The sequence below is a fragment of the Streptococcus parasalivarius genome (assembly GCF_054785155.1).
In genome coordinates, this window is sequence record NZ_BAABOB010000010.1 from 1 (window position 1) to 19,704 (window position 19,704).

26 protein-coding genes and 1 pseudogene are annotated in these 19,704 nt (G+C 39.3%); 2 read left to right on the plus strand and 25 right to left on the minus strand.

Annotation, left to right across the window (positions count from 1 at the left end):
• Positions 1 to 255 precede the first annotated feature (255 nt).
• The 7 genes from recA to ACYVQ1_RS09250 form a co-directional block, all read right to left on the minus strand.
• Positions 256 to 1,395, minus strand: a complete 1,140-nt coding sequence (recA, locus tag ACYVQ1_RS09220; protein ID WP_002889600.1) for a recombinase RecA — start codon at positions 1,393 to 1,395, stop codon at positions 256 to 258.
• A 40-nt stretch (positions 1,396 to 1,435) separates the two neighbouring features.
• Positions 1,436 to 2,701 (minus strand): competence/damage-inducible protein A, encoded by a 1,266-nt coding sequence (locus ACYVQ1_RS09225; RefSeq protein ID WP_461250492.1) that lies wholly within the window; start codon positions 2,699 to 2,701, stop codon positions 1,436 to 1,438.
• Between the two features lie 96 nt (positions 2,702 to 2,797).
• Positions 2,798 to 3,352 carry a DNA-3-methyladenine glycosylase I gene (locus ACYVQ1_RS09230; protein ID WP_201712506.1) on the minus strand — a complete coding sequence of 185 codons (555 nt, stop codon included), beginning with the start codon at positions 3,350 to 3,352 and terminating at the stop codon, positions 2,798 to 2,800.
• Between the two features lie 8 nt (positions 3,353 to 3,360).
• Positions 3,361 to 3,951 (minus strand): Holliday junction branch migration protein RuvA, encoded by a 591-nt coding sequence (gene ruvA, locus ACYVQ1_RS09235; RefSeq protein WP_461250493.1) that lies wholly within the window; start codon positions 3,949 to 3,951, stop codon positions 3,361 to 3,363.
• A gap of 157 nt (positions 3,952 to 4,108) precedes the next feature.
• Positions 4,109 to 4,330 carry a hypothetical protein gene (locus ACYVQ1_RS09240; protein WP_037597288.1) on the minus strand — a complete coding sequence of 74 codons (222 nt, stop codon included), beginning with the start codon at positions 4,328 to 4,330 and terminating at the stop codon, positions 4,109 to 4,111.
• A 130-nt stretch (positions 4,331 to 4,460) separates the two neighbouring features.
• Positions 4,461 to 6,398, minus strand: coding sequence for a DNA mismatch repair endonuclease MutL (gene mutL, locus ACYVQ1_RS09245; RefSeq protein WP_461250494.1), 1,938 nt, complete (start codon positions 6,396 to 6,398; stop codon positions 4,461 to 4,463).
• A gap of 51 nt (positions 6,399 to 6,449) precedes the next feature.
• The gene (locus ACYVQ1_RS09250; RefSeq protein WP_073689439.1) at positions 6,450 to 6,755 is read right to left on the minus strand and encodes a hypothetical protein; all 306 of its coding nucleotides are present in this window, start codon (positions 6,753 to 6,755) and stop codon (positions 6,450 to 6,452) included.
• Between the two features lie 178 nt (positions 6,756 to 6,933).
• Between ACYVQ1_RS09250 and ACYVQ1_RS09255 the strand changes: the two genes are divergently transcribed.
• Both ACYVQ1_RS09255 and ACYVQ1_RS09260 read left to right on the plus strand, forming a co-directional pair.
• Complete coding sequence (locus ACYVQ1_RS09255) at positions 6,934 to 7,371, plus strand: LytTR family DNA-binding domain-containing protein (RefSeq protein ID WP_461250495.1); 438 nt, start codon at positions 6,934 to 6,936, stop codon at positions 7,369 to 7,371.
• On the plus strand, positions 7,368 to 7,823 hold the full coding sequence (locus ACYVQ1_RS09260) for a DUF3021 domain-containing protein (protein WP_201553399.1): 456 nt from the start codon (positions 7,368 to 7,370) through the stop codon (positions 7,821 to 7,823). Before ACYVQ1_RS09255 ends, ACYVQ1_RS09260 begins: the two co-directional genes overlap by 4 nt.
• Positions 7,824 to 7,856: 33 nt before the next feature.
• On the opposite strand, the gene mutS is transcribed toward ACYVQ1_RS09260, so the two are convergent.
• The 18 genes and pseudogenes from mutS to ACYVQ1_RS09350 all read right to left on the minus strand — a co-directional run bounded on the left by mutS (position 7,857) and on the right by ACYVQ1_RS09350 (position 19,582).
• Positions 7,857 to 10,415, minus strand: a complete 2,559-nt coding sequence (mutS, locus tag ACYVQ1_RS09265) for a DNA mismatch repair protein MutS (RefSeq protein WP_461250496.1) — start codon at positions 10,413 to 10,415, stop codon at positions 7,857 to 7,859.
• The gene (locus ACYVQ1_RS09270) at positions 10,408 to 10,767 is read right to left on the minus strand and encodes a YlbF family regulator (protein WP_084915133.1); all 360 of its coding nucleotides are present in this window, start codon (positions 10,765 to 10,767) and stop codon (positions 10,408 to 10,410) included. The genes mutS and ACYVQ1_RS09270 overlap by 8 nt, the downstream gene beginning before the upstream one ends.
• The gene (gene argR, locus ACYVQ1_RS09275) at positions 10,767 to 11,195 is read right to left on the minus strand and encodes an arginine repressor (protein WP_171963598.1); all 429 of its coding nucleotides are present in this window, start codon (positions 11,193 to 11,195) and stop codon (positions 10,767 to 10,769) included. The genes ACYVQ1_RS09270 and argR overlap by 1 nt, the downstream gene beginning before the upstream one ends.
• Before the next feature lie 353 nt (positions 11,196 to 11,548).
• Complete coding sequence (locus ACYVQ1_RS09280; protein ID WP_270307392.1) at positions 11,549 to 12,127, minus strand: GNAT family N-acetyltransferase; 579 nt, start codon at positions 12,125 to 12,127, stop codon at positions 11,549 to 11,551.
• Between the two features lie 6 nt (positions 12,128 to 12,133).
• The gene (locus ACYVQ1_RS09285; RefSeq protein WP_270307393.1) at positions 12,134 to 12,298 is read right to left on the minus strand and encodes a hypothetical protein; all 165 of its coding nucleotides are present in this window, start codon (positions 12,296 to 12,298) and stop codon (positions 12,134 to 12,136) included.
• Positions 12,299 to 12,422: 124 nt separating this feature from the next.
• Positions 12,423 to 12,616, minus strand: a pseudogene (locus ACYVQ1_RS09290) (competence regulator inhibitor paratox).
• A gap of 265 nt (positions 12,617 to 12,881) precedes the next feature.
• Positions 12,882 to 13,319 (minus strand): hypothetical protein, encoded by a 438-nt coding sequence (locus tag ACYVQ1_RS09295; RefSeq protein WP_270307396.1) that lies wholly within the window; start codon positions 13,317 to 13,319, stop codon positions 12,882 to 12,884.
• Between the two features lie 281 nt (positions 13,320 to 13,600).
• Positions 13,601 to 14,098 carry a hypothetical protein gene (locus ACYVQ1_RS09300; protein WP_270307398.1) on the minus strand — a complete coding sequence of 166 codons (498 nt, stop codon included), beginning with the start codon at positions 14,096 to 14,098 and terminating at the stop codon, positions 13,601 to 13,603.
• Positions 14,099 to 14,133: 35 nt separating this feature from the next.
• The gene (locus tag ACYVQ1_RS09305; RefSeq protein WP_270307400.1) at positions 14,134 to 14,556 is read right to left on the minus strand and encodes an ArpU family phage packaging/lysis transcriptional regulator; all 423 of its coding nucleotides are present in this window, start codon (positions 14,554 to 14,556) and stop codon (positions 14,134 to 14,136) included.
• Positions 14,557 to 14,580: 24 nt separating this feature from the next.
• A complete protein-coding gene (locus tag ACYVQ1_RS09310) occupies positions 14,581 to 15,021 on the minus strand; it encodes a hypothetical protein (protein ID WP_270307402.1) in 441 nt (146 codons plus the stop codon).
• Between the two features lie 405 nt (positions 15,022 to 15,426).
• Complete coding sequence (locus tag ACYVQ1_RS09315) at positions 15,427 to 16,932, minus strand: DNA primase family protein (protein WP_270307404.1); 1,506 nt, start codon at positions 16,930 to 16,932, stop codon at positions 15,427 to 15,429.
• Entirely contained in the window at positions 16,922 to 17,782 is an 861-nt protein-coding gene (locus ACYVQ1_RS09320) for a primase alpha helix C-terminal domain-containing protein (protein WP_270307406.1), read from the minus strand. The genes ACYVQ1_RS09315 and ACYVQ1_RS09320 overlap by 11 nt, the downstream gene beginning before the upstream one ends.
• Before the next feature lie 16 nt (positions 17,783 to 17,798).
• The gene (locus ACYVQ1_RS09325) at positions 17,799 to 18,071 is read right to left on the minus strand and encodes a MerR family transcriptional regulator (RefSeq protein ID WP_023909303.1); all 273 of its coding nucleotides are present in this window, start codon (positions 18,069 to 18,071) and stop codon (positions 17,799 to 17,801) included.
• A 1-nt stretch (position 18,072) separates the two neighbouring features.
• Positions 18,073 to 18,414 (minus strand): hypothetical protein, encoded by a 342-nt coding sequence (locus ACYVQ1_RS09330; protein ID WP_270307409.1) that lies wholly within the window; start codon positions 18,412 to 18,414, stop codon positions 18,073 to 18,075.
• The gene (locus ACYVQ1_RS09335; protein ID WP_270307411.1) at positions 18,401 to 18,634 is read right to left on the minus strand and encodes a hypothetical protein; all 234 of its coding nucleotides are present in this window, start codon (positions 18,632 to 18,634) and stop codon (positions 18,401 to 18,403) included. Before ACYVQ1_RS09335 ends, ACYVQ1_RS09330 begins: the two co-directional genes overlap by 14 nt.
• Positions 18,635 to 18,647: 13 nt before the next feature.
• A complete protein-coding gene (locus ACYVQ1_RS09340; protein WP_270307413.1) occupies positions 18,648 to 18,854 on the minus strand; it encodes a hypothetical protein in 207 nt (68 codons plus the stop codon).
• A gap of 3 nt (positions 18,855 to 18,857) precedes the next feature.
• Positions 18,858 to 19,169: a hypothetical protein gene (locus ACYVQ1_RS09345; RefSeq protein ID WP_270307415.1), complete on the minus strand. Its 312-nt coding sequence runs from the start codon at positions 19,167 to 19,169 to the stop codon at positions 18,858 to 18,860.
• 215 nt (positions 19,170 to 19,384) lie between these two features.
• On the minus strand, positions 19,385 to 19,582 hold the full coding sequence (locus tag ACYVQ1_RS09350) for a helix-turn-helix domain-containing protein (protein WP_014727431.1): 198 nt from the start codon (positions 19,580 to 19,582) through the stop codon (positions 19,385 to 19,387).
• Positions 19,583 to 19,704: the final 122 nt, after the last annotated feature.

Genomic DNA, 19,704 nt, shown 5'->3' on the forward strand with positions numbered 1-19,704 from the left:
TACAATGTGGTACTTACACATCCATTTTGTATGTGATAAACTGTGAGCTTTTTGCGACATAGTCTTAACTCCTTTCGTTTTACAATTGGCTTGAACACCTATATTGTAACTCGTTTGGAGTTTTTTTTGTTATGACGGTATAACCTTCGATGCGCACCCGCATAGCGGGTGGTTTATTTGTTTCGCACCTTGGGAGCGAAACGGACTCAAAGTCACCAAATCAAAGAGAAAAAGAGCTCTTCGGCTCTTTTATACTTATTCTTCAATTTCAATGGTTGAATCAAGGTCCAAAACAAGTTCATCAGATGTTTCTTCAACTTGTGCTTCTTCAACACTATCCTCTTCATCTGGTTCAATCAAACCATAGTGTACACGTACTTTATGATCAATTTCTTCAAAAATATCTGGATGATCTGCCAAATATTTTTTCGCATTTTCAGATCCTTGACCAATCTTCTCTCCATTATATGAGAACCATGCTCCGGCTTTTTGAATAATTCCTAAATCACTAGCGATTTTTACAAGCTCACCTGTTTGTGAAATCCCTTCACCATACATAATTTCGACAAAGGCTTCTTTAAATGGTGGGGCAACCTTGTTTTTGACAACCTTGATTTTAGTTTCCTTACCAACATTTTGGTCTTTTTTATCACCAGTCCCTTTGATTTGCGTATTTCCACGTACATCAAGACGTACTGATGCATAGAATTTCAGAGCACGTCCACCAGGTGTTGTTTCTGGATTACCAAACATAATACCAACTTTTTCGCGCAATTGGTTAATGAAGATAGCAATTGTTTTTGTTTTATTGATAGATGCAGATAGCTTACGCATGGCTTGACTCATCATACGCGCTTGAAGTCCAACATGACTGTCACCAATATCTCCATCAATTTCTGCACGTGGTACCAAGGCCGCAACTGAGTCAACAACAACCAAATCAACTGCACCAGAGTCAATCAGCTTACCTGCAATTTCGAGACCTTGCTCACCTGAATCAGGTTGTGACAAAAGAAGCTCATCGATATTAACACCTAAGGCTGCCGCATAAGCAGGGTCAAGGGCATGTTCCGCATCGATAAAGGCAGCGATTCCGCCTTCTTTTTGCGTCTGAGCAACAGCATGGAGGGCTACAGTCGTTTTACCTGATGATTCTGGTCCGTAAATTTCGATAATACGACCTTTAGGATAACCACCTGCACCAAGAGCAATATCCAAAGCTAGCGAGCCTGAGCTCATAACCTGAACCTTCTGCTCTGCACGCTCACCAAGACGCATAACTGCACCCTTACCAAAATCTTTTTCAATATTCTTCAAAGCATCATCAAGTGCTTTACGACGCTCATCTCCAAATTTCTTTGTAATTTCTTCTGTTTTCTTTGTTTTCTTAGCCACTTATTTTCCTCTTCTTTCTATAGCTAAAGACAAACTAAAATCAAGTTGTCTCTTGTAATAAAGCTTGGCGAACTAGGTTAAAGGCATAGAGGGTACTAATATATCTAACATCAGAACGACTTCTTCCACCTATAACAACCTTGATTGACCTTACTTGATTCCTATCAGCAATACCAATAAATACTGTACCTGCTGGGTGTCCTTCTAATGAATCTGGTCCAGCTACTCCGGTAAGTGCAATTCCGTAATCGCTATCTGTTTTAGCTCGGGCACCTTCAGCCATTTTTTCTGCAGTAAAATGACTAACAACACCATGTTTTTCTAGTTGCGACAAGGGAATATCCAACATTTTAGATTTTTCTTCAATGCTGTAAGTAACAAAGCCGCCTTTAAATACTTGTGAGGCTCCTGAAAAATCAGCAATACTAGCCTGAAATAAACCTGCTGTTAGGCTTTCAGCTGCAGTGATAGTCTTGCCATGGTTCTTAAGCAAACGAAAAGCTTCAAAGGCTAAACTATTAGACTCTCCATACCCATAAATAAAATCAGATAAGGATTTGCCATCTAGAGTTTTAGTAGAACGAATTTGTTTTTCTAAAACATCTAGTTTTTGATCTGCTTCTTCTCGTGAAGAAGCCTTTGTTGACAAGCGAAGTGTTACTTCCCCCACTTTAGCGTATGGAGCTATGGTTGGATCGGTTTGGTTAACAATAAAATCCTTCAGAATAGTCACCAATTGACTTTCTCCAACGCCAAAGAATCTTAGGACTCTCGAATAAAGACTTGCGTGATTCTCAGTAAGTGCTGGAACAAGTTCCTGATTCACCATAGGTTTAAGTTCACTTGGTGGCCCAGGTAGGACTACATAGGTCACCCCTTGAGTAGTAATGACACCTCCAACTGCAAGACCTGTAGGATTTTGCAAGGGGATAGCCCCCTCAACAATTTGCGCTTGACGTTCATTATTAGGCGTTCGTGTGTATTTAGGGCGAGTAGCAAAGAAACTGTCCAGCTTTTTACTTGCCTTCTCATCAAAAACAAGTTTTTTTCCTAAGAACTTAGCTAGGGTTTGCTTGGTTAAATCGTCCTCCGTAGGGCCAAGTCCTCCACAAAGTATGACTAATTCACTACGTTTACTAGCTTGGTCTAGAACTGAGAGTAGGCGGTTTTCATTGTCTCCTACTGCTGTGTGAAAATACACATCGATTCCTAGTTCAGCTAGTTTCTCAGATAAAAATTGGGCATTGGTATTGGTGATTTGCCCGGTTAGGATTTCGGTTCCTACTGCAATCAATTCAGCTTTCATTGGTTCACCTATATTACTATTCGTAAAATAATCTCAAAAACATGTTCGTTTATAAACTAACATGTTTTTCTCGTCTTGTCAATCAAATCCACTCATTTATTTGAAGTCACAGTTATTTTCATGATCATTCACAAATCCTGCGGCTTGTAAAAATGAATATATAGTAGTCGGTCCTAAAAATTTGAACCCTCTCTTTTTTAGATTTTTGGCAATCTGTTGGGATAAATCAGTTGATGATGGGACGTCCTTATATGTGGGAACATTATTTATCAAGGGCTTTCCGTCAAAGAAATGCCAAAAATAATGAGACAGGGAGCCAAATTCATCTTGGAGTTTTAGTACTTGTTTGGCATTGTTTACGGTTGCTTCTAACTTAAGTTTGTGACGAATAATATCCGGATTTTGAAGCGCTTCTTCAAGTTCACTTAGGCTAAACTGGGCAACACGCTCAATATCATAGTTATGAAAAACACGATTAAAGGCCTGACGTTTATTTAAAACAGTTAACCAAGAAAGTCCTGACTGATAACTTTCTAAGCAAAGCAGCTCAAAAAGTTTTTGATCGTCACCAATAGGCTTTCCCCACTCCTTGTCATGATAATCACAATATAATTTATTGTTTGTTGGAACCCAACGACAACGATTGACCATTGCTTACCTCATTTCATCAACATCTTAAGAGCTGATTTAATGTATTGCTCTGCCGTTTCATTAGTACCTTCGAAGAAGGCTTTGATTTTCTTAAGTTCTACAGCTTTATAACCAAGAGCAAGCAAAGCTTCCATAGCCTCATCCAACTGATGATTTCCTTCAGGTTGACTTGGTGTCGTCTTGGTCGTTTCTGTTGGTAACTCTGCAAATTTCCCTGCCAAGTCCAAAACCATTTGCTGGGCTGTCTTTTTACCAACCTTTGGAAACTTCATCAGGTACTTGATGTCACTATTATCAATGGCAGCCACCAAGCCTTGATTATCATCTACAGCAACAATGGCTAGAGCAGTCGTCGGACCTATTCCAGAAACTGAAATAAGCTTAAGGAAGACCTCTTTTTCATCTTCAGTATGGAAACCAAAAAGAAGGTGGGCGTCATCCCTAATAACCTGATGAAGGTAGACTTGGATAGTCTGAGTCATCTGGTCAGAAAAACTATAGGGGTTCGCTACAGTGACAATATAACCTAAGCCGTTTGCTTCTATAACAATATACTTGGCGGTAATTTTCACTAGAGTTCCCTTGATGTAATCATACATAGCGTGTGATTTCCTTTCTCGTTCGTATCTTCAATGGATTGCTTTGTTATTTTATACTTATAAGATAGTTGTCTTGAGTGTTTATTTTGTCACCTCAAGCACTGCTGTACTATTGTAACAAAAAATCCACTCGAAAGTGGATTCTGTTTGCTCTATTTTAAGGATGACTACTCGTCTTTAAAGTATCTGTAATCATCTTCAATCCTAATAGAATATATGTTACAACGCCTAAAGTAAAGGCAATGCTAGAAACATTTACTAGGGCATTCTCCAAACTTGGTCGACCTAACCAAGCCAAAATATAGAAAATCAAGCTAGTCGCTAAAAATGTCAAGCCAACAAGTAAAAAGTGTTTATTAGTTTTTGTTAGGTGTCTCATCACTCTATCTCCTAACCTAAAAATCAGTCAACCATCCTACAATGATGTGCTAAAACATTAGAAGATTCCTTGTCTTCACCACTATTATAAATCTAACATTCCTATTCGTAAAGTAAGACGAAAAAAAGTTTTAATACTTCCCTAGGTCACGTAGACTGGTATGATTTTCTTGAATTCGACGGAACATTTTTTCCATATCAGACTTTGTAAAGTTGACAAGTACAGGACGTCCGTGAGGGCAATTGTAGGGGTTTTTACACTGGGCAAGCTGTACTAGAAGGTCACGCGCAGAGTAATCATCGAGAGCATGATTGGCCTTGATTGAACGTTTACAACTCATCATGATGGCTAACTCAGCACGGTAGGTCTTAACAGACACTTCATTCGTCAAAAGAAGCATGTCGCACATCTCATAGACTGCAGATTCAATCTCTTCTTCCTTCATCCAGATAGGATGTTCACGAAGAATGAAGGTGTTATTCCCATAAGGCTCTAAATAGATACCAACCTGGTTAAGAAGAGGCATTTTTTCTTGTAAACTAATGTAATCCGAACCTGAAAATTCAAAGAGATAGGGAACCAAGAGCTGTTGTAAACTACTGTCAACCTCACCAATCTTTTCGCGATAGTACTCATACTTAACACGTTCTTGGGCAGCATGCTGGTCAATGATGTAAAGTCCACCTTGTCCTTGAGCAAAGAGATAGGTTCCATGCATTTGACCAAAAAAATCCAACTCAGGGAAGGTTGATGTTTCCTCATTGTCCAGATTTTCAAGCATGCGCTTCATTTTCGACTTGTTTTTATAATCAAGTTTTTCGTGTTCACTATCACTTTCATCTGCTAAACGTTGTGCTTGTTTAACAGAAGGTTGCGGTTTGTTTTCTACCGATAAAACTGGAGACTCTGATACGAGTGGTTTGATATCCTCTTGGACTGTCTCTGGTTTGACAAAGAAATCATTACGACTGCTATCATAATAAAGATTGGTTTGTTTGAGTGGAAGACTGGTTTGAACCGGCTTAGTTGCACCTCTAGTACTAGACTTGGCTAGATTTTCAAGGGCATCAGGAATCAAATCCTGCTCTCTAAGGCTTTGAGCAATGGCAGAGCTGATGAGGGCCATAAGCTCCTTTTCTTTAGAGATACGTACTTCCTGCTTTGTTGGGTGAACATTGACATCAGCCAAGTAGGGATCAATCTGAATATCAATAACCGCAATAGGGAAGCGCCCCACCATGAGTTTAGAACCATAACCATCAAAAATAGCACGGTTAAGTAGGAAGTTTTTTATATAACGTCCGTTAATGAGAATCGTGATGTAGTTACGATTCGCACGAGTTAATTCAGGAAGGCTGACATAGCCAGAAACTTCAAAATCAAGGTCAGAATTTGAAATTTCCACCATTTTTTTAGCCGTTGTCAAACCATAAATCCCGGCAATAGCTTGACGGAGGTCTCCAGTACCTGAGGTCTGTGTCAACTGACGACCGTCATTAAGCAAGGTGAAGGCAACTTCGGGATGAGCTAGACTCAGACGATTGACAACATCGACAATATGAGCCAACTCGGCCTGTAAACTCTTCATATACTTGAGACGAGCAGGGGTATTATAAAATAAGTTTTCAACGGTAATCTTTGTTCCAACTGGTGTTGAAATAGGATCCTGACTCTCAATTTCCCCACCCTTGGCAACCAGTTTAGTCCCATAGGCTTCTCCATCAGCCGCTGTCACAATAGTTAGATGACTGATAGAAGCTATTGATGGCAGGGCCTCACCTCGAAAACCAAGAGTTCGAATACGAAAGAGGTCTCCTTGATTTTTGATTTTACTTGTTGCATGACGGCGCAAACTCATAGCTACATCAGATTGAGCCATTCCTTCGCCATTGTCTGTAATTTGAATTTTTGAGAGGCCTGATTCTTCAACTTCAATAGTAATCTGGGTGCTGCCTGCATCAATAGCATTTTCCACCAGCTCTTTAACTACACTAGCTGGTCGCTCTACGACCTCTCCAGCAGCGATCTGATTGGCTAGAACTTCAGGCAATTCGATGATTTTTGGCATAATTATTTTTTCTCCCTTCTAAAAGGTTGATAAATTCACTGGTGCTGACTGTTACTGATGCTTCCTATACAACCATAACTCACACACAACTGTTAGCCAAGATAAGGCTGTGGCTATAACAATCATATCCCCATGACGAAGGTTGAACCAAATGAGCCCAGAAAAAATCAAGAGGTAGATGATTTGGAAAATCCATTGGTAGGTTTTAGGCGAGCTTGTAGAATCCATAAACTGCTTAACAAAGAAATAAAGCAAGAGCAGGTTCAGTGTTAGTGCCTTTTCAAAAGGTGTAAAAAAACTCAAAATCAGACTGCAGGCAAGAAAAATTCCTGCTAGCCATTTCATTATAGATTTCATGTGATTACCTCGTCAGTATGTTTTCATTAAGTATAGGGGTTTTCTAAAATATTTTCAACCACTTAGACACCACATAGGACCACATAGACAAACGCTATTGCTGTGGGCTAGTAAATAGTGTTTAATAAAGGTGTGAAAGGGAGGAGGCCTCCTCAATTACAAACAAGAAAGGATAGTTATGAAAATAAAAGTTCATATTGACTCGATATTTCAAGAAGAAATGTTGCAGATTCAGGCACCTATTCGGACGCCAAAGATTCAGCAAGTTGTCGAGTTTGTTGAAAGTTTGGATAGTAACCAGCGACTCAAGGGAAAAAGAGATGGCGAAACTTACCTCATCGAACCCAAAGCTATTTCCAGAATTTACATCGAAAATCGTCAAGTTCTAGCTGAAACTACTCAAGGAGAGTACCACTTAAGCTTACGCCTCTATCAAGTTTTAGAAAAACTGCCATCTTACTTTATCAAAATCTCACAGTCAGAAATTATCAATCTTAAAGAAATCGAACGCTTCAACATTACCCCTAACGGCCTCGTTGAAATTCACCTTAAAAACAAGGAAACCACTTACTCATCACGCCGTTACCTCAAAGCAATAAAGGAGAAATTACAATGAAAAAGCAACTTTTTAAATCAGGCACAAAGGGCATCCTTATTGGACTTGCCGTATCCATGATTATGTCTCTTATCTGGGCACCAAGCTACATGCCTCTAAATCCTCACTCAGCCATTGGACAATGGATGACGTCACATCAGGTTCACGGATCTATAGTATTGGCCTACTGCCTCATCACTTGGTTTGCTATCGGTATTCTTTTTGAAGTCGCTAGTTATATTTTTCGTAAGGCTGAATGGAGTTTGCTTCGTGCAACCCTCACTCACTACGCCTTGACCTGTCTAGGTTTCATTCCACTAGCTACCCTCAGCGGATGGTTCCCTCTACGTTTAACTTTCTACTTGGAGCTAGTCATTGAATTCAGCCTTATCTATCTCCTCGTTTGGGTCTTCTCTTATTGGAAAATGAAAAAGGATATTGAACAACTCAACCAAGAATTGAAACACCTATAAAAGACAAGAAGCCTGTCAATTGACAAGCTTCTTTTATAGTTTCTGTTTTAAATCTGCTACAGCCATCATGACCTGCATAGGTGTCATATTGTAAATGTCCAAATCACGCAACTCTTGAAGAACTGGATTTTCAGTAAAATCATCAAAGAGAGAGATTTGCTCGTTGACATGCGTTTCAGTGGCAGGTTTCTCTTGAGGCGATACCTTTTCCTGAGGTTGGATGGTAACTGTATCGCCCTCTAGTTGTGTCAAGATGGTGTCAGCACGTTCCAGTAGATCTGATGGTAAACCTGCAATCTTAGCTACATGAATACCGTAAGATTTGTCAGCTGGGCCATCGACAATCTTGTGAAGGAAAGTCACTTCACCGTCCTTTTCAAGTGTCGCCACATGAACGTTGACAAGGTGTGTCAAATTGTTTGACAGGGCTGTCAACTCATGATAATGGGTAGCAAACATGGTCTTAGCCCCCACCTTGTCATGAATAAACTCAATAATAGACTGGGCCAGAGCCATACCATCATAAGTGGCTGTCCCACGTCCCAACTCATCAAAAATAATCAAGGAATTAGGTGTCGCCCGCTTAATAGCCTGGTTAGCCTCCATCATCTCAACCATGAAGGTCGACTGCCCTGAAATCAGGTCATCTGCAGCACCAATACGTGTATAGATAGCATCAAAAACTGGCAAGTCAATACTATCTGCTGGCACGTAAGACCCCATCTGAGCCATAACTACTGACAAGGCTAACTGACGCATATAGGTGGATTTACCACTCATATTTGGTCCTGTAATGAGCTGAATATTGGTCTGACTATCAAAGGTAATGGTGTTTGGAATGTATTCTTGAACGCCCATAACCTTCTCAACCACTGCATGACGGCCTTGATCAATAACAATACGATGCTCATCATTGAAAATAGGGCGAACATAATGATTGGTCTCTGCTACAACAGCTAGACTCTGAAGCACATCGACTGTCGCAATAGCCTTAGCCAAAGATTGCAAACGGTCAATATAGCGTTCAACCTGTTCACGGACACGCATGAAAATATCATACTCTAGCGTTGATGATTTTTCACGCGCCTCAAGCATCTCACCTTCAATTTTAGCCAACTCAGCAGTTCCAAAGCGTTCTGAATTTTTCAGGGTTGCCTTGCGGAAGAAATGGTCAGGAACCAAGCTAAGGTTAGAGTTGGTCACATGGAAGTAATAACCATCTTTACGGTTATAATCAATCTTTAGTGTTGTAATACCAGACGCTTCACGTTCTTTAGCTTCGATATCTGCGATCCATGAGGTTCCCTCACTCATCACCTTGCGATACTTGTCCAAGGTCTCATCAAAACCAGCACGGATAATGCCACCTTCTGTAATGGTTGCAGGGGCATCAGGATCAATAGCCGACCGAATCAAACTCTCTAATTCTGGCAGAGCATCTAACTCTTGTAAAAGACGTGACAAGGCCTCATCATTAAAGGACTCCAAAATCGCCTTAATCACCGGTACTTGAGCCAAAGTATGACCTAGCTGAATCAAATCTTTTGGATTAGCCTTGCCAAAGGAAACACGACTGGCTAGGCGCTCAATATCGTAAACACCTTTTAGACTCTCAGTCAAGTCACTCCGCTCAAAGAAGTTGTCCAAGAAAACTTGGATAATATTCTGACGCTCGGTGATAGTGGCTTGATTCACTAAAGGACGATCAATCCAAGTTCGCAAGAGACGCATTCCCATAGCTGTCTTGGTTTCATCCAAGAGCCAGAAAAGGGAACCGTGTTTCTTGCCCGTTCTAGCATTTTCTAGTAAATCCAAACTTGACTTGGTCGCATAGGACATCTGCAAGTAATCCTTAATCTCATAGTGCTGAGCCTTTTGTAAATGACTAAGCTCACGCATCTGAGTACGGTGCACATACTGGAGAAGTTTACCCGCCACACTGCTTTCCAAATCTGTCAAGCTAGTGTCAATCAAGTGGACATCATCGTAAACCTCTGTTTCCTTGGAGAGTAGAAGGTTGAGTTGCTTCACCAAAATTTGTTCGTCAGCTTCAGGTAAATCATAACCAACCACTACTTCACGTGCCTTAAGGTTCTGAATTTCACTACAAACTGAACTGAAATCATCCAACTCTGTCGCAAAAAATTCACCCGTTGATACATCCATATAGGCCAGGCCGAATCGACTTCCAACCTTGTCAATGGCTACTAAGAAATTGTTGGCATTATCAGGTTTAGAGCTGTCAACCACTGTCCCTGGCGTGATAACCTGAACTACCTCACGCTTAACCACGCCAACAGCCTGTTTAGGGTCCTCCATCTGCTCAGCAATGGCTACTTTGTAGCCCATCTCAACCAAGACATCGATATAGGCTTGAGCCGAATGATAAGGAACACCTGCCATAGGAATGGGTTTATCTGCGTTCTTATTACGACTGGTTAGGCTAATTTCCAAAATTTGAGCAGCCTTAACGGCATCATCGTAAAATAATTCGTAAAAATCCCCCATCCGAAACAGCAAAAAAGCATCTGGATAATTTTCCTTGATATCCAAATACTGCTGCATTCCTGGAGATATTTTTTCCTTAGCCATGTCTTAACTCCTCGTTAATCTTTTCTTCGATAGACTTGGTCACATATTGAATCAAGTCACTGGCATCTTGCATCTTTTGACGGTAATCCTGAACAATGGGCAAATTTTCCAACTCATTCTGAATCAAATCTGCCTGCTCACCTGCCTCCTCATAGGCACGTTGTTTCTCAATTTTTTGAAAAAGCACCGCTTCTTGTTGATAGGCCTTCATCTGTCCAGCCAGATAACTAATCTGAGGGATCTGTCCAATAGCTTTCTCAGCCTCTTGAAAAGCAAGAACCGCCTCATGGTTTTTGAGGAGGTCGATTAACTCTTCTTTGGCTTTTTGGAAATCCTGATGGGGAGTCTTCATCAGTGAAACTCACTTTCCAATCTTTCAGCAACCACTGCGTCCTTACAGATTACCAATAGGGTATCTGCGCCAGCAACGGTTCCTAAAATTTCAGGATTGCCGTCACTATCAATCAGGTTAGCCAAAACATCTGCTTCACCCAATTCTGTATGGAGAACCAGCATAAACTGGGCACGGGAAACTGATTTGACATAGTCCTTAACCGTAGGATCCAAACTTGAAAGCACATGCTCAGACAAACTATAGTAAAGTTTACCTTCCTCATCACGAAGCTTCAACAGGCCAATCTCACGCAAATCACGTGACAAGGTAGCCTGTGTAACCGTGATACCTTCCGCCTCTAGGCGTTGCTTAATTTCCTCTTGTGTCCCAATCTTATCTCTTGAAATCATCTGTTTGATAACAGCTTGACGATCTCTCTTCATTATCTTTCCTCTTTTTATGTATATTCCTTGCATATTATAACAGAATTTTTGTATTTTTTCATGGAATATCAACCCCTTTTTCATAGGTTTTATTAGAGTGATAGCAAAGCGATTTTGTGAGCTATTTTAGTAATTCATACCCCTTAAGTTGCCGTTTGCTTACCTCAAAAGTTAGCAAAATAGAAAGCAAAAAAATACCCGTTAGGGTATCAATCAATTTATAAGTTTAATATTCAAGAGAACTCGCCCCTAATCGTTCAACGTTGAACGATTTAAGGTATCAATCAATTTACGAGTTTAGCAGGCAAGAAAAGACACCTCCAATGGTGTCTTTTAATTATATTTTATCAACGTTATTACTTAATTTTTAATATCATTACCACTAATTCATCCTTAGAAGCATTAGGGGCAATTGTTTTAAAACCAAAAGAGCTATAAAAATTAATCAACTTAGGGTGATTTTCGCATTCTAACCATACATATTTTGCACGTATAATATTAGAAGCCTCTTCAACTTTATCAAAAGCTAAAGTTAATAAATCTCCTCCAGTAATTAAATTTGAAGCCTCCTTAGAAAAATTTTTTCCTAACTGACCAATCAAGTAGCTATTAATTTGAAACTTTTGTCCTATAGCACGTCCATGTTGCTTTAACTTATTTTGTTGATTATTACTTAAAGCGTCAAAATTTCTCTTTGACATTGTTAAGGGTTTGTTCGCTAAAGAAAAGAAGCCAACTAAAATATTGGTTTCTCTTTCAAAAACTAAATAAGTCGAAGCGATAGCAGCTCTTTCAAATTGAATTGCCTTTTTATGTAAAAAAATTTCAATATCGTTGGGATGTGCTGAGTTGCTTTTAAAACTTAAGATTATTTTTTCCAACTCTTCCTTATCCAATGCTTCTATTAGATTAGTCAACGATACTACTTTATACACACCTATTTATCCTTTTTTAAACATTGATCTGATTTCTTCTAAACTTTGAATATCACTCGCTTTAACATCTCTTGAGCGTTTAAATTTACGAGTTTCTGATAAAGCAGAAATTAAATTATCAGCAGAACGTCGATTAAAAGTTAAATCTGTTGTAAAACTTTTAGTTGCCATTTTAATTCCCCCTTAAATAGATATCGTACAAGAATACATATTCCTATACAACATCATTATATATCTTATAGTCGCTTTTATCAAGGCTTTTTAAATTATATTCACTAGCTAAAGTAAAATGTTTTCATATTTTAATGTTTTTTAGTTCCTTTATTATATCCGATACCTTTTCTAAACTCAATGTTTCGTGTAGCTCAACTCGTTCACCGTCTAAAACGTAGTCATGGATCTTACCATTCTTACGGACAATCTGGACAGTATCACCTTTGATAAAACCCTTGTCCATAGCCCCTCTTTAAATTCATCATAGGTTAGCATTATATCATTCTCCTTTTCTTTACTATTCGTAATTGATACAGAAAAAATACGTATCTTTTTTAGTAATTCTATTATAGCGAAAATCTTAGCATAAATTGGTATAGACACCCTATAAAAAACTAGAAAAAATTGCGCGTGATGTAAGACAACACCTTGTCGTGGCTCTCCAGACGGCAATATAGGGGCGGGGGGTGCATTTAAAAATAGCCCGAGTATATCGGACTATTCTTTGTATAGGGCGTGTTAAGGACGTTATAGAGGGGTTTTAGTTTGTCTCTTTTGGGCTACCGTCTGGGTTAAGATAGCCTTGCTGAATACCCCATTCAACTTGGTCGTCATGCCATTGTTGACGTGCCTCATTCTGACCTTGCTCACGCGCAACCTCGGGTGAGTCTGCAGGTATGCCACCATAACCATACTGGGCTTGAGCTTGTTGTAACGTGTCTTGTGGTGGTGTTACTCCGTCAGCTTGCGTGCTAGGTGCTTGCTCGCTTTGTGTCGGTTGTTCCTGCGTTTGAGACGTTTCACTAGGTTTTTCTTTAGATGAACTATGTGAGCTATGTTTTGATACCTTTGTAACTGTCGTAGGTTTGTTTTTTACTTCCTTTGTTTTCTTACTTGGTTGCATAGTTACGATAGCAACAACAATTACAAGGATAGCTAATGGCAATATATACCACTTATATTTCTTAATGATATCCATATCTTTACCTTTTTCTGCTTGGTTTCTATGACACATTATAGCCCAACTATTTCATTCATTCAATCCATTATCAAATATTGCTTTACTAATAACATTCCACTATTTTCTACTATCTATGACGTTTCATTCTAGTATTTTCTATCATTTATGGTTTCCATTCCCATATTTTCCAATAATATAGTAGTGTTTTATACCAACATTTTCCAACATTTCCCTATAATTAGGGCGTTAAGAACGTTCACCGCTCCATGTAAAGAGTAACTAGAAAAATCAAGATCATATCATAGTTTAATCCCACTTAACCATAAGTCTTCACCTTTGCGCCAATATTGATAATACTTAGCTCTATGCTTGTAATAGGTTTTCCAGTGCATTCCTTTTGGCTTATCGGGAAAATCGGGAGTTATGTAGTCCTTTGCTTCATATCCAGTCACTATCTTTTGAGCTTCTTTAACTGCCTGCTCCCAGTAATAAACACAGTCGGTCTTGCTTCGGTTTAATGTTCTATTATGCAACCCTATACACTTACGACATGATAAAGCTTCGCAATACCAATATAAGCTCGTTCTAGCCTCTCCACAGTTAGGGCAATATAAATAATAGCGATAGCCTCCATAGTTTAATGACTGCCGTTTTAGGGGCGTTTCTTGACCGTTATAAACTATGGTCAACTTATCCAAGTCTAGCCATACCCTAGCTTTGCCGTGTGCTATCTTTGCTTTGGTTAGGTTGCTAGCTTTGAGAACGTCTATAAACGCCTTTAATTCAATTTCTATCACTTTGACACCTCGCCTTATATATATGAACAACCCAACTATTCAAGCAAATCAACAAGTTCACCGTTTCGATAGTTTTCAGCAAAAGCTAGACAAGCTAGGTTAACTAGCTCTTGAAATCTTGTTTTAGCGTAGCCTAATTCTTGACCGATAGCCCAGTTTGGTGCTGGTGGAGATTGTAAGAAACGGCGATAGATAATAAGCCTATATCGTTCATCAATGATATTTCTGTGTGCTTCCTCAATATCTTCCAGCTCATTTATGGCATTCATTCGTCTTAGGGCTAGTGTTTCAACAATGTTACTTCGGTTATTGTTCTTAGAACGTGGCTCAAAGGTATAATTTGCCGTTATACGTTGCTCAGCGCTATCGTGTGCGATCTCTCGCCAACGTGGATATTCACGCAACTTCTTTTTAGCGTTCTTGATTGTCTCTTTCTCGTTAATTTTCATTAGTTCCATGATTTATCCTCTTTTTATATCTGTTCAATCTTTGGCTAGTATCCCACTGACTGCCATATCTCGGATAAACTGGCTTTCTATCTCTGCTGGTAGCTCTACCAAATCTAGTAACTCACCTAGTGCCTGTTTGTCTGTGCTGACAATCATTTTCTTTAAGGTGTTTTCGTATTGCTGTTCTAGATAGTCGCAAAATGCCAATCTTTGGGCTTGTGTCGGTGTAGCATTCAAAGCCATATAACAAGCTTCAGTTATCTGTGAGAATAGTTTAGCACGCGCTTCTGGGTGCTTATGCAGTTCATAAATGTTCAGACTGGTATCCTCTGCTTGTAACTTTTTAGCTATTTCCATTAGTTTAGGAATATCGCTAGGCTCAATAGGTGTATCATCAGCCATATAATTTAAGCGGATCTGTTCAAGTTCCAGTCTGTCTTTTTCCGCTTGTTCTAGGTAGTGGTTTTCAGTCATTTTTAGTCTCTTTTCTTGTTTTAAGATAAATTATGTAAACTTTTGCTATTTGTGACCATCTTTGAAAAAACTTGGTCACACCTTTTTATCTAGTAGTACCAAGGGTTTAGGTGGTGTCCTTTTTTTAAAAAAATAGTGATTTGTCCCATTGTTGTCCCCTTTTGTCCCATTGTTTGGAACAGATACGAGACTAGTAGTAGCAAGGGTTTGAGGGATGTTGTCCCTTTGTCCCATTGTTTTCTCTATTCTCTTATATATAACTATCAATATATATTTATATATATATAAACATTATAAAGAAAGGGACAACGGGACAGAATAGGTCTAACCCCTTATGTATCAAGCGTTTAGGGGTGTTCCATTGTTGCGATTTTTTTGGGACAACAACGGGACAATGGGACACTATCATTCTTTAACGATTGAACGTTGTGGGTTAGTTAGTTTCTCTCTTTCAAACTCATAAGGGTCTAATATTTGAATATCGCACGTTTTTGCTCGGACTTTTTTAATGACATAGTTATGAGTTGTCAAGTTTCTTAGACTTTTTGCGATTTCCTTACCTGCTCCGTATAGATTAGGCTTTGGAATACCCATATCTTCAGCGTAATTTTTAAGTTTCCGAGTGGCAATGAATACGGGAACAACGTCTAACTCATGCCAGCCGTTAGGGATGTATTCGTTTCTGATAAAATCAAGCAAATAATCATTATCTTCTTGGTATTCCTCTAACAAGTCTTTGACAGCCTTAGGCTCAATAAAATGAGTGAAAGGCTCTTGATTGACAGTTTTATATAGGACATATTCTAAAACGTCTTTATCTGCTAAGAACTCGTTCTTAATCCAAGGCTTTTCGATTTGACCATTAAAGTCAGCGTTAAATGGCACAATCATAATACGTCTATACCAACCTTTGGTTTTATTCCCACCATTAGGAATGTAGTTACCCGAAAAGATATTGAATAGCTTGAAAGTCGCTTCAAAGGCAGTCTTACCTTTTGGGTTAACCAGTACAGTGTCACCACTAGTAATGCTCATTAGATCAGACGGGTTTTTCAAGTAGTCGTTTGGTGCTTCATCCCCAATGTTACACACCTTACCTACAAGCGTTTCAAGATTGAACTTGTCGCTAAACTGTGCAGGCTTTAAAGCGGACACGTTACTTTCACCGATTAGGTTGATAAGCAAGCGTTGAAATGTTCCCTTACCGTTATTACCGTCACCGTAGAAGATAGCGAACTTGTTACGAGTATAGTTTGGGTTGATAGCCTCTAGGATAATTTGCCAAAAGAGGGTTATTAGCTCACTATCACCACAAGCAATAGAACTTAACCAATCATCAAACGTGTTACCCTCTCTATCCTTAGGGGGAAACTTAGGCGGATTGTAAGCAGTGGCTATCTTGCTGGTGATAATATACTTAGGGTCAAATGGTCGTAGTTCCTTGTTTTTCAAGTCCAAGATACCATTCTGCACTGGGACTAAGTTAGCACTTTCTAGCGGTCTGCTAATATTCGTCATGGTACGCACCATCATTTTTATTTGTTTCCAGTCGTTTGGCTTTATTCTGCTATCAAACGTCTTACACAAAATATTGAATTCGTCTGTGCTAGCAGTATAGATACCCTCATCGAGATCGTACAGATAGAGCAAACTATTATCGGGAGTGTTAGACTTGGTAATAAACGTAAATGTTACGATTTTACTCAACTCTTTAGCTACGGTAAAGATACTAGGAAGCGGGATGACTGTTTTCTCATTCTTTTTTCCCTCGTTAACTAAGTATTTATTTTCTGAGCGCCATAGCTCACCAGCTTGATAGATACGGTCTATTAACTCTTTCATAGACTTAGGTGGCTCAATAACCTTGGTTTCGTTAAGTTGCTCTTGCAAGTCATCAAAATTAATCTCCATTTACACCTCTCTTTCTGATTTCAGCTTTTACAATACTTTCAAAAGTTCTTGCTAGTTCCTCGACTGGTAAAGGGTTATTAGTAACGCTATTTGCTATGGTTGTTAACTCATAAGCAGTGGCTACGTCTGCATTAACCCACTTTGATAGTAATAACCCTACAAACCTAGTTACTGCAACATTACGCCCACCCTCATCACCAAACCCATGTAATAGGGTATCTAGCACGCGCATAGTGATTGTTTTATTACCGCTTTGGCGTGGTGTGTGATAGTGTGGTTTCTGACTAGCCGTAACTGTATTTGCTACGGGATAATCACGCCCTCTATTTACAATCTTTTCATAGTCAGCAGGGTCTCCAGTGGTTACTGGTAAGCCTTGTAACTGCGACCATGTTAGGCTTGTACTGTCAAAAGGTAGCCCGATTTTACTTGCTATCTCTTGGACAGTCTGCCTATAGATTTGCTCGTTCATTGCGTCGCTAGGTTTCACCACAAGCCTATAACGTGGCTTATTAGCCGTGTGCTTAATAGTAGGGTAAACAATATAAGAATAGCCATGTAAGGCGTTATCGACAACGCTAGGAAAGTCTATATTAGCCTCTAGCTCGTCATAGTCCAAGAAAATCAAGTCACGATAAACTAAGCTAGCATTATTGCGTTTGTAGTTGCCGTTCTCGTCTTGTTTCACCTTGCCACTAAGGCAGTAGGGGGCTGATTTGCGCTTAAAATCGTCTATATCTGCACCTTTTGGGACTGTCCTAGGTCTAAATTCTGCTATATAGTCAAAGGGTGCTTTTTTATCGAATAAATTTAAGTCATTCCCAAACCCTTTGCTTTCATAAATAGGCATAATTAACCCCCTCTTTTTAGTTATAGACGCCTAGAAAAGCTAGAATATCACTGACACGGTAATAGACTTTGCGCGTGTCCTCTACTGGTGGCTGATAGCGTTTAAGCCCAGCCTCTTCCCAGCGTCTTAGGGTATTATATTTAAGTCCTAACTCGTCCATAGCTTGCTGGGCGGTGATTAACCCTAACTGGTGTTTATCGAGCTTAGAATAGCCCTCTAGGGCTTTATCTAGTACCGATATAACCCCTTGGGCAAGCTCTTTTTGGTATTCTTCACTTAGAACTTGCATATTAGCCCCTTTCTAGTATTTTCTCGTAGTTAGTCACGTCCTCGATAGACATTAGAACATCGAGCCTTTTCTGCTCGTTCTTGACTTGGTTTTTAAGAGAAATAAGTCCCTCTAATAGTTCCTCTCTGGTTTCTGCTATATAGTAACCGTTACAAGTACCAACCCTAGCACCAATGATAGGAACACCATAGCGAACGACTAGGTTACTGATAGCGCTATATATTAGACGGGACTTGTAACCCGTGATAGTGGCTATCTCTTTGCCAGTCGTAGCGTTAGCACGTCCTTTCTTTAGGATTGCTAAGACTGCCATTTCTGCCTCTTGTAATCTATTTTTTTTCATTTACACCTCTTTCTAGTTGTATTGTTTTCTCTGCTATATTAGCTAAGTTCTCTATAGATTGTTGTTGTGTTTTAATGATATCCAGTAGTTGCTTAATGATCTCGACAATTTCCGGAACAACGTCCGTATCCGTATCTTCCATATCCGTAATTGTAACTAGAGTTGTGCTTAGTGTTTCTAGCTCTTTATTCCGTCCAAAAAGGTCAATAATTTCAGTCATAGCACGCGCCTTTCTAGTTGTAATACTTGCCTTGAGATTGAATATACGCCCCGTAGCGTGTGCCTACGTTGCGCGTGGTGTTATCTGTCACGGTATCAGCTTTAGGCTCTATATCAAGCTGAAAATAGCTCTTTTTAAGCCACAGAACAGTTAGTGCAAGCGTTAAAATAATAGCTAGGATAATAAACTGGCTAGCAGATAAATTCAATTCAGTAGTCATGCTTTACTCTCCTTTTTCCTCTGCCTCGTATGCTCTTAATTCCTCTGGGTTATCACACTCGAGTAGGTAAAAAGCAATTCTATCTAGCTCGTTAGAATAAATTTCAACCATATCAAAGACTGTTTCCAGAAAGTTATCTGTTTCAAGGCGTAGTAGCCCGTTATCAGCCCCAGCGTGTTTCGCAATCATAAGAGTGTTAGCGTGGTGGCGTAGTGCTTGTAAACCAGTCATGATGTCATGTAATTCAAGACCTAGCTTGTTAGACTGTTTAACTGTGATTGTGTTTTTGTTTTTGTTTTCTTTTTTCTTGCTCATGATATTTACCTCAATCGTATTCTTTAATCGCTATTTTTAAGAGGTAGCGCTCTAAGTAGGGGTATGCGATACCAGCAATTCATGATATAATTGAGGTATCTAATTTGATTGCTAAAACCCGACATAATATGGCTTGCCTGCCAGTGTATTGCGTTTTAGTTGTGAATGTTTAAAGGCTTGTGAGTTTGGCGACTGCTAAGCCTTTTTTGTTGCTCTCAATCGTCAACGGTCAAGAGTTCATCAATACTAACATTTAGATAGTCAGCAACTTTCCGCAAAGTACCAATATCGGGGTGTTTGGTACGTTCATAATAAAGCGCAGTTAGAGCACTTTTAGAAAGTCCAGTTCCTTTTGCTAAATCTGACACCTTTTGGCGTTTCTTTGCAAGTAAAACTCGTAAATTATTTTTCATTGTTTGCTCCTTTCTTATAGCACAATATTCTTGTGCACAAGTTTATAATACACAATATTTTTTCTTGGGTCAACAAAAAAACCTTTATAACACACATTTTTCTTGTATAAAGCACATCCTCA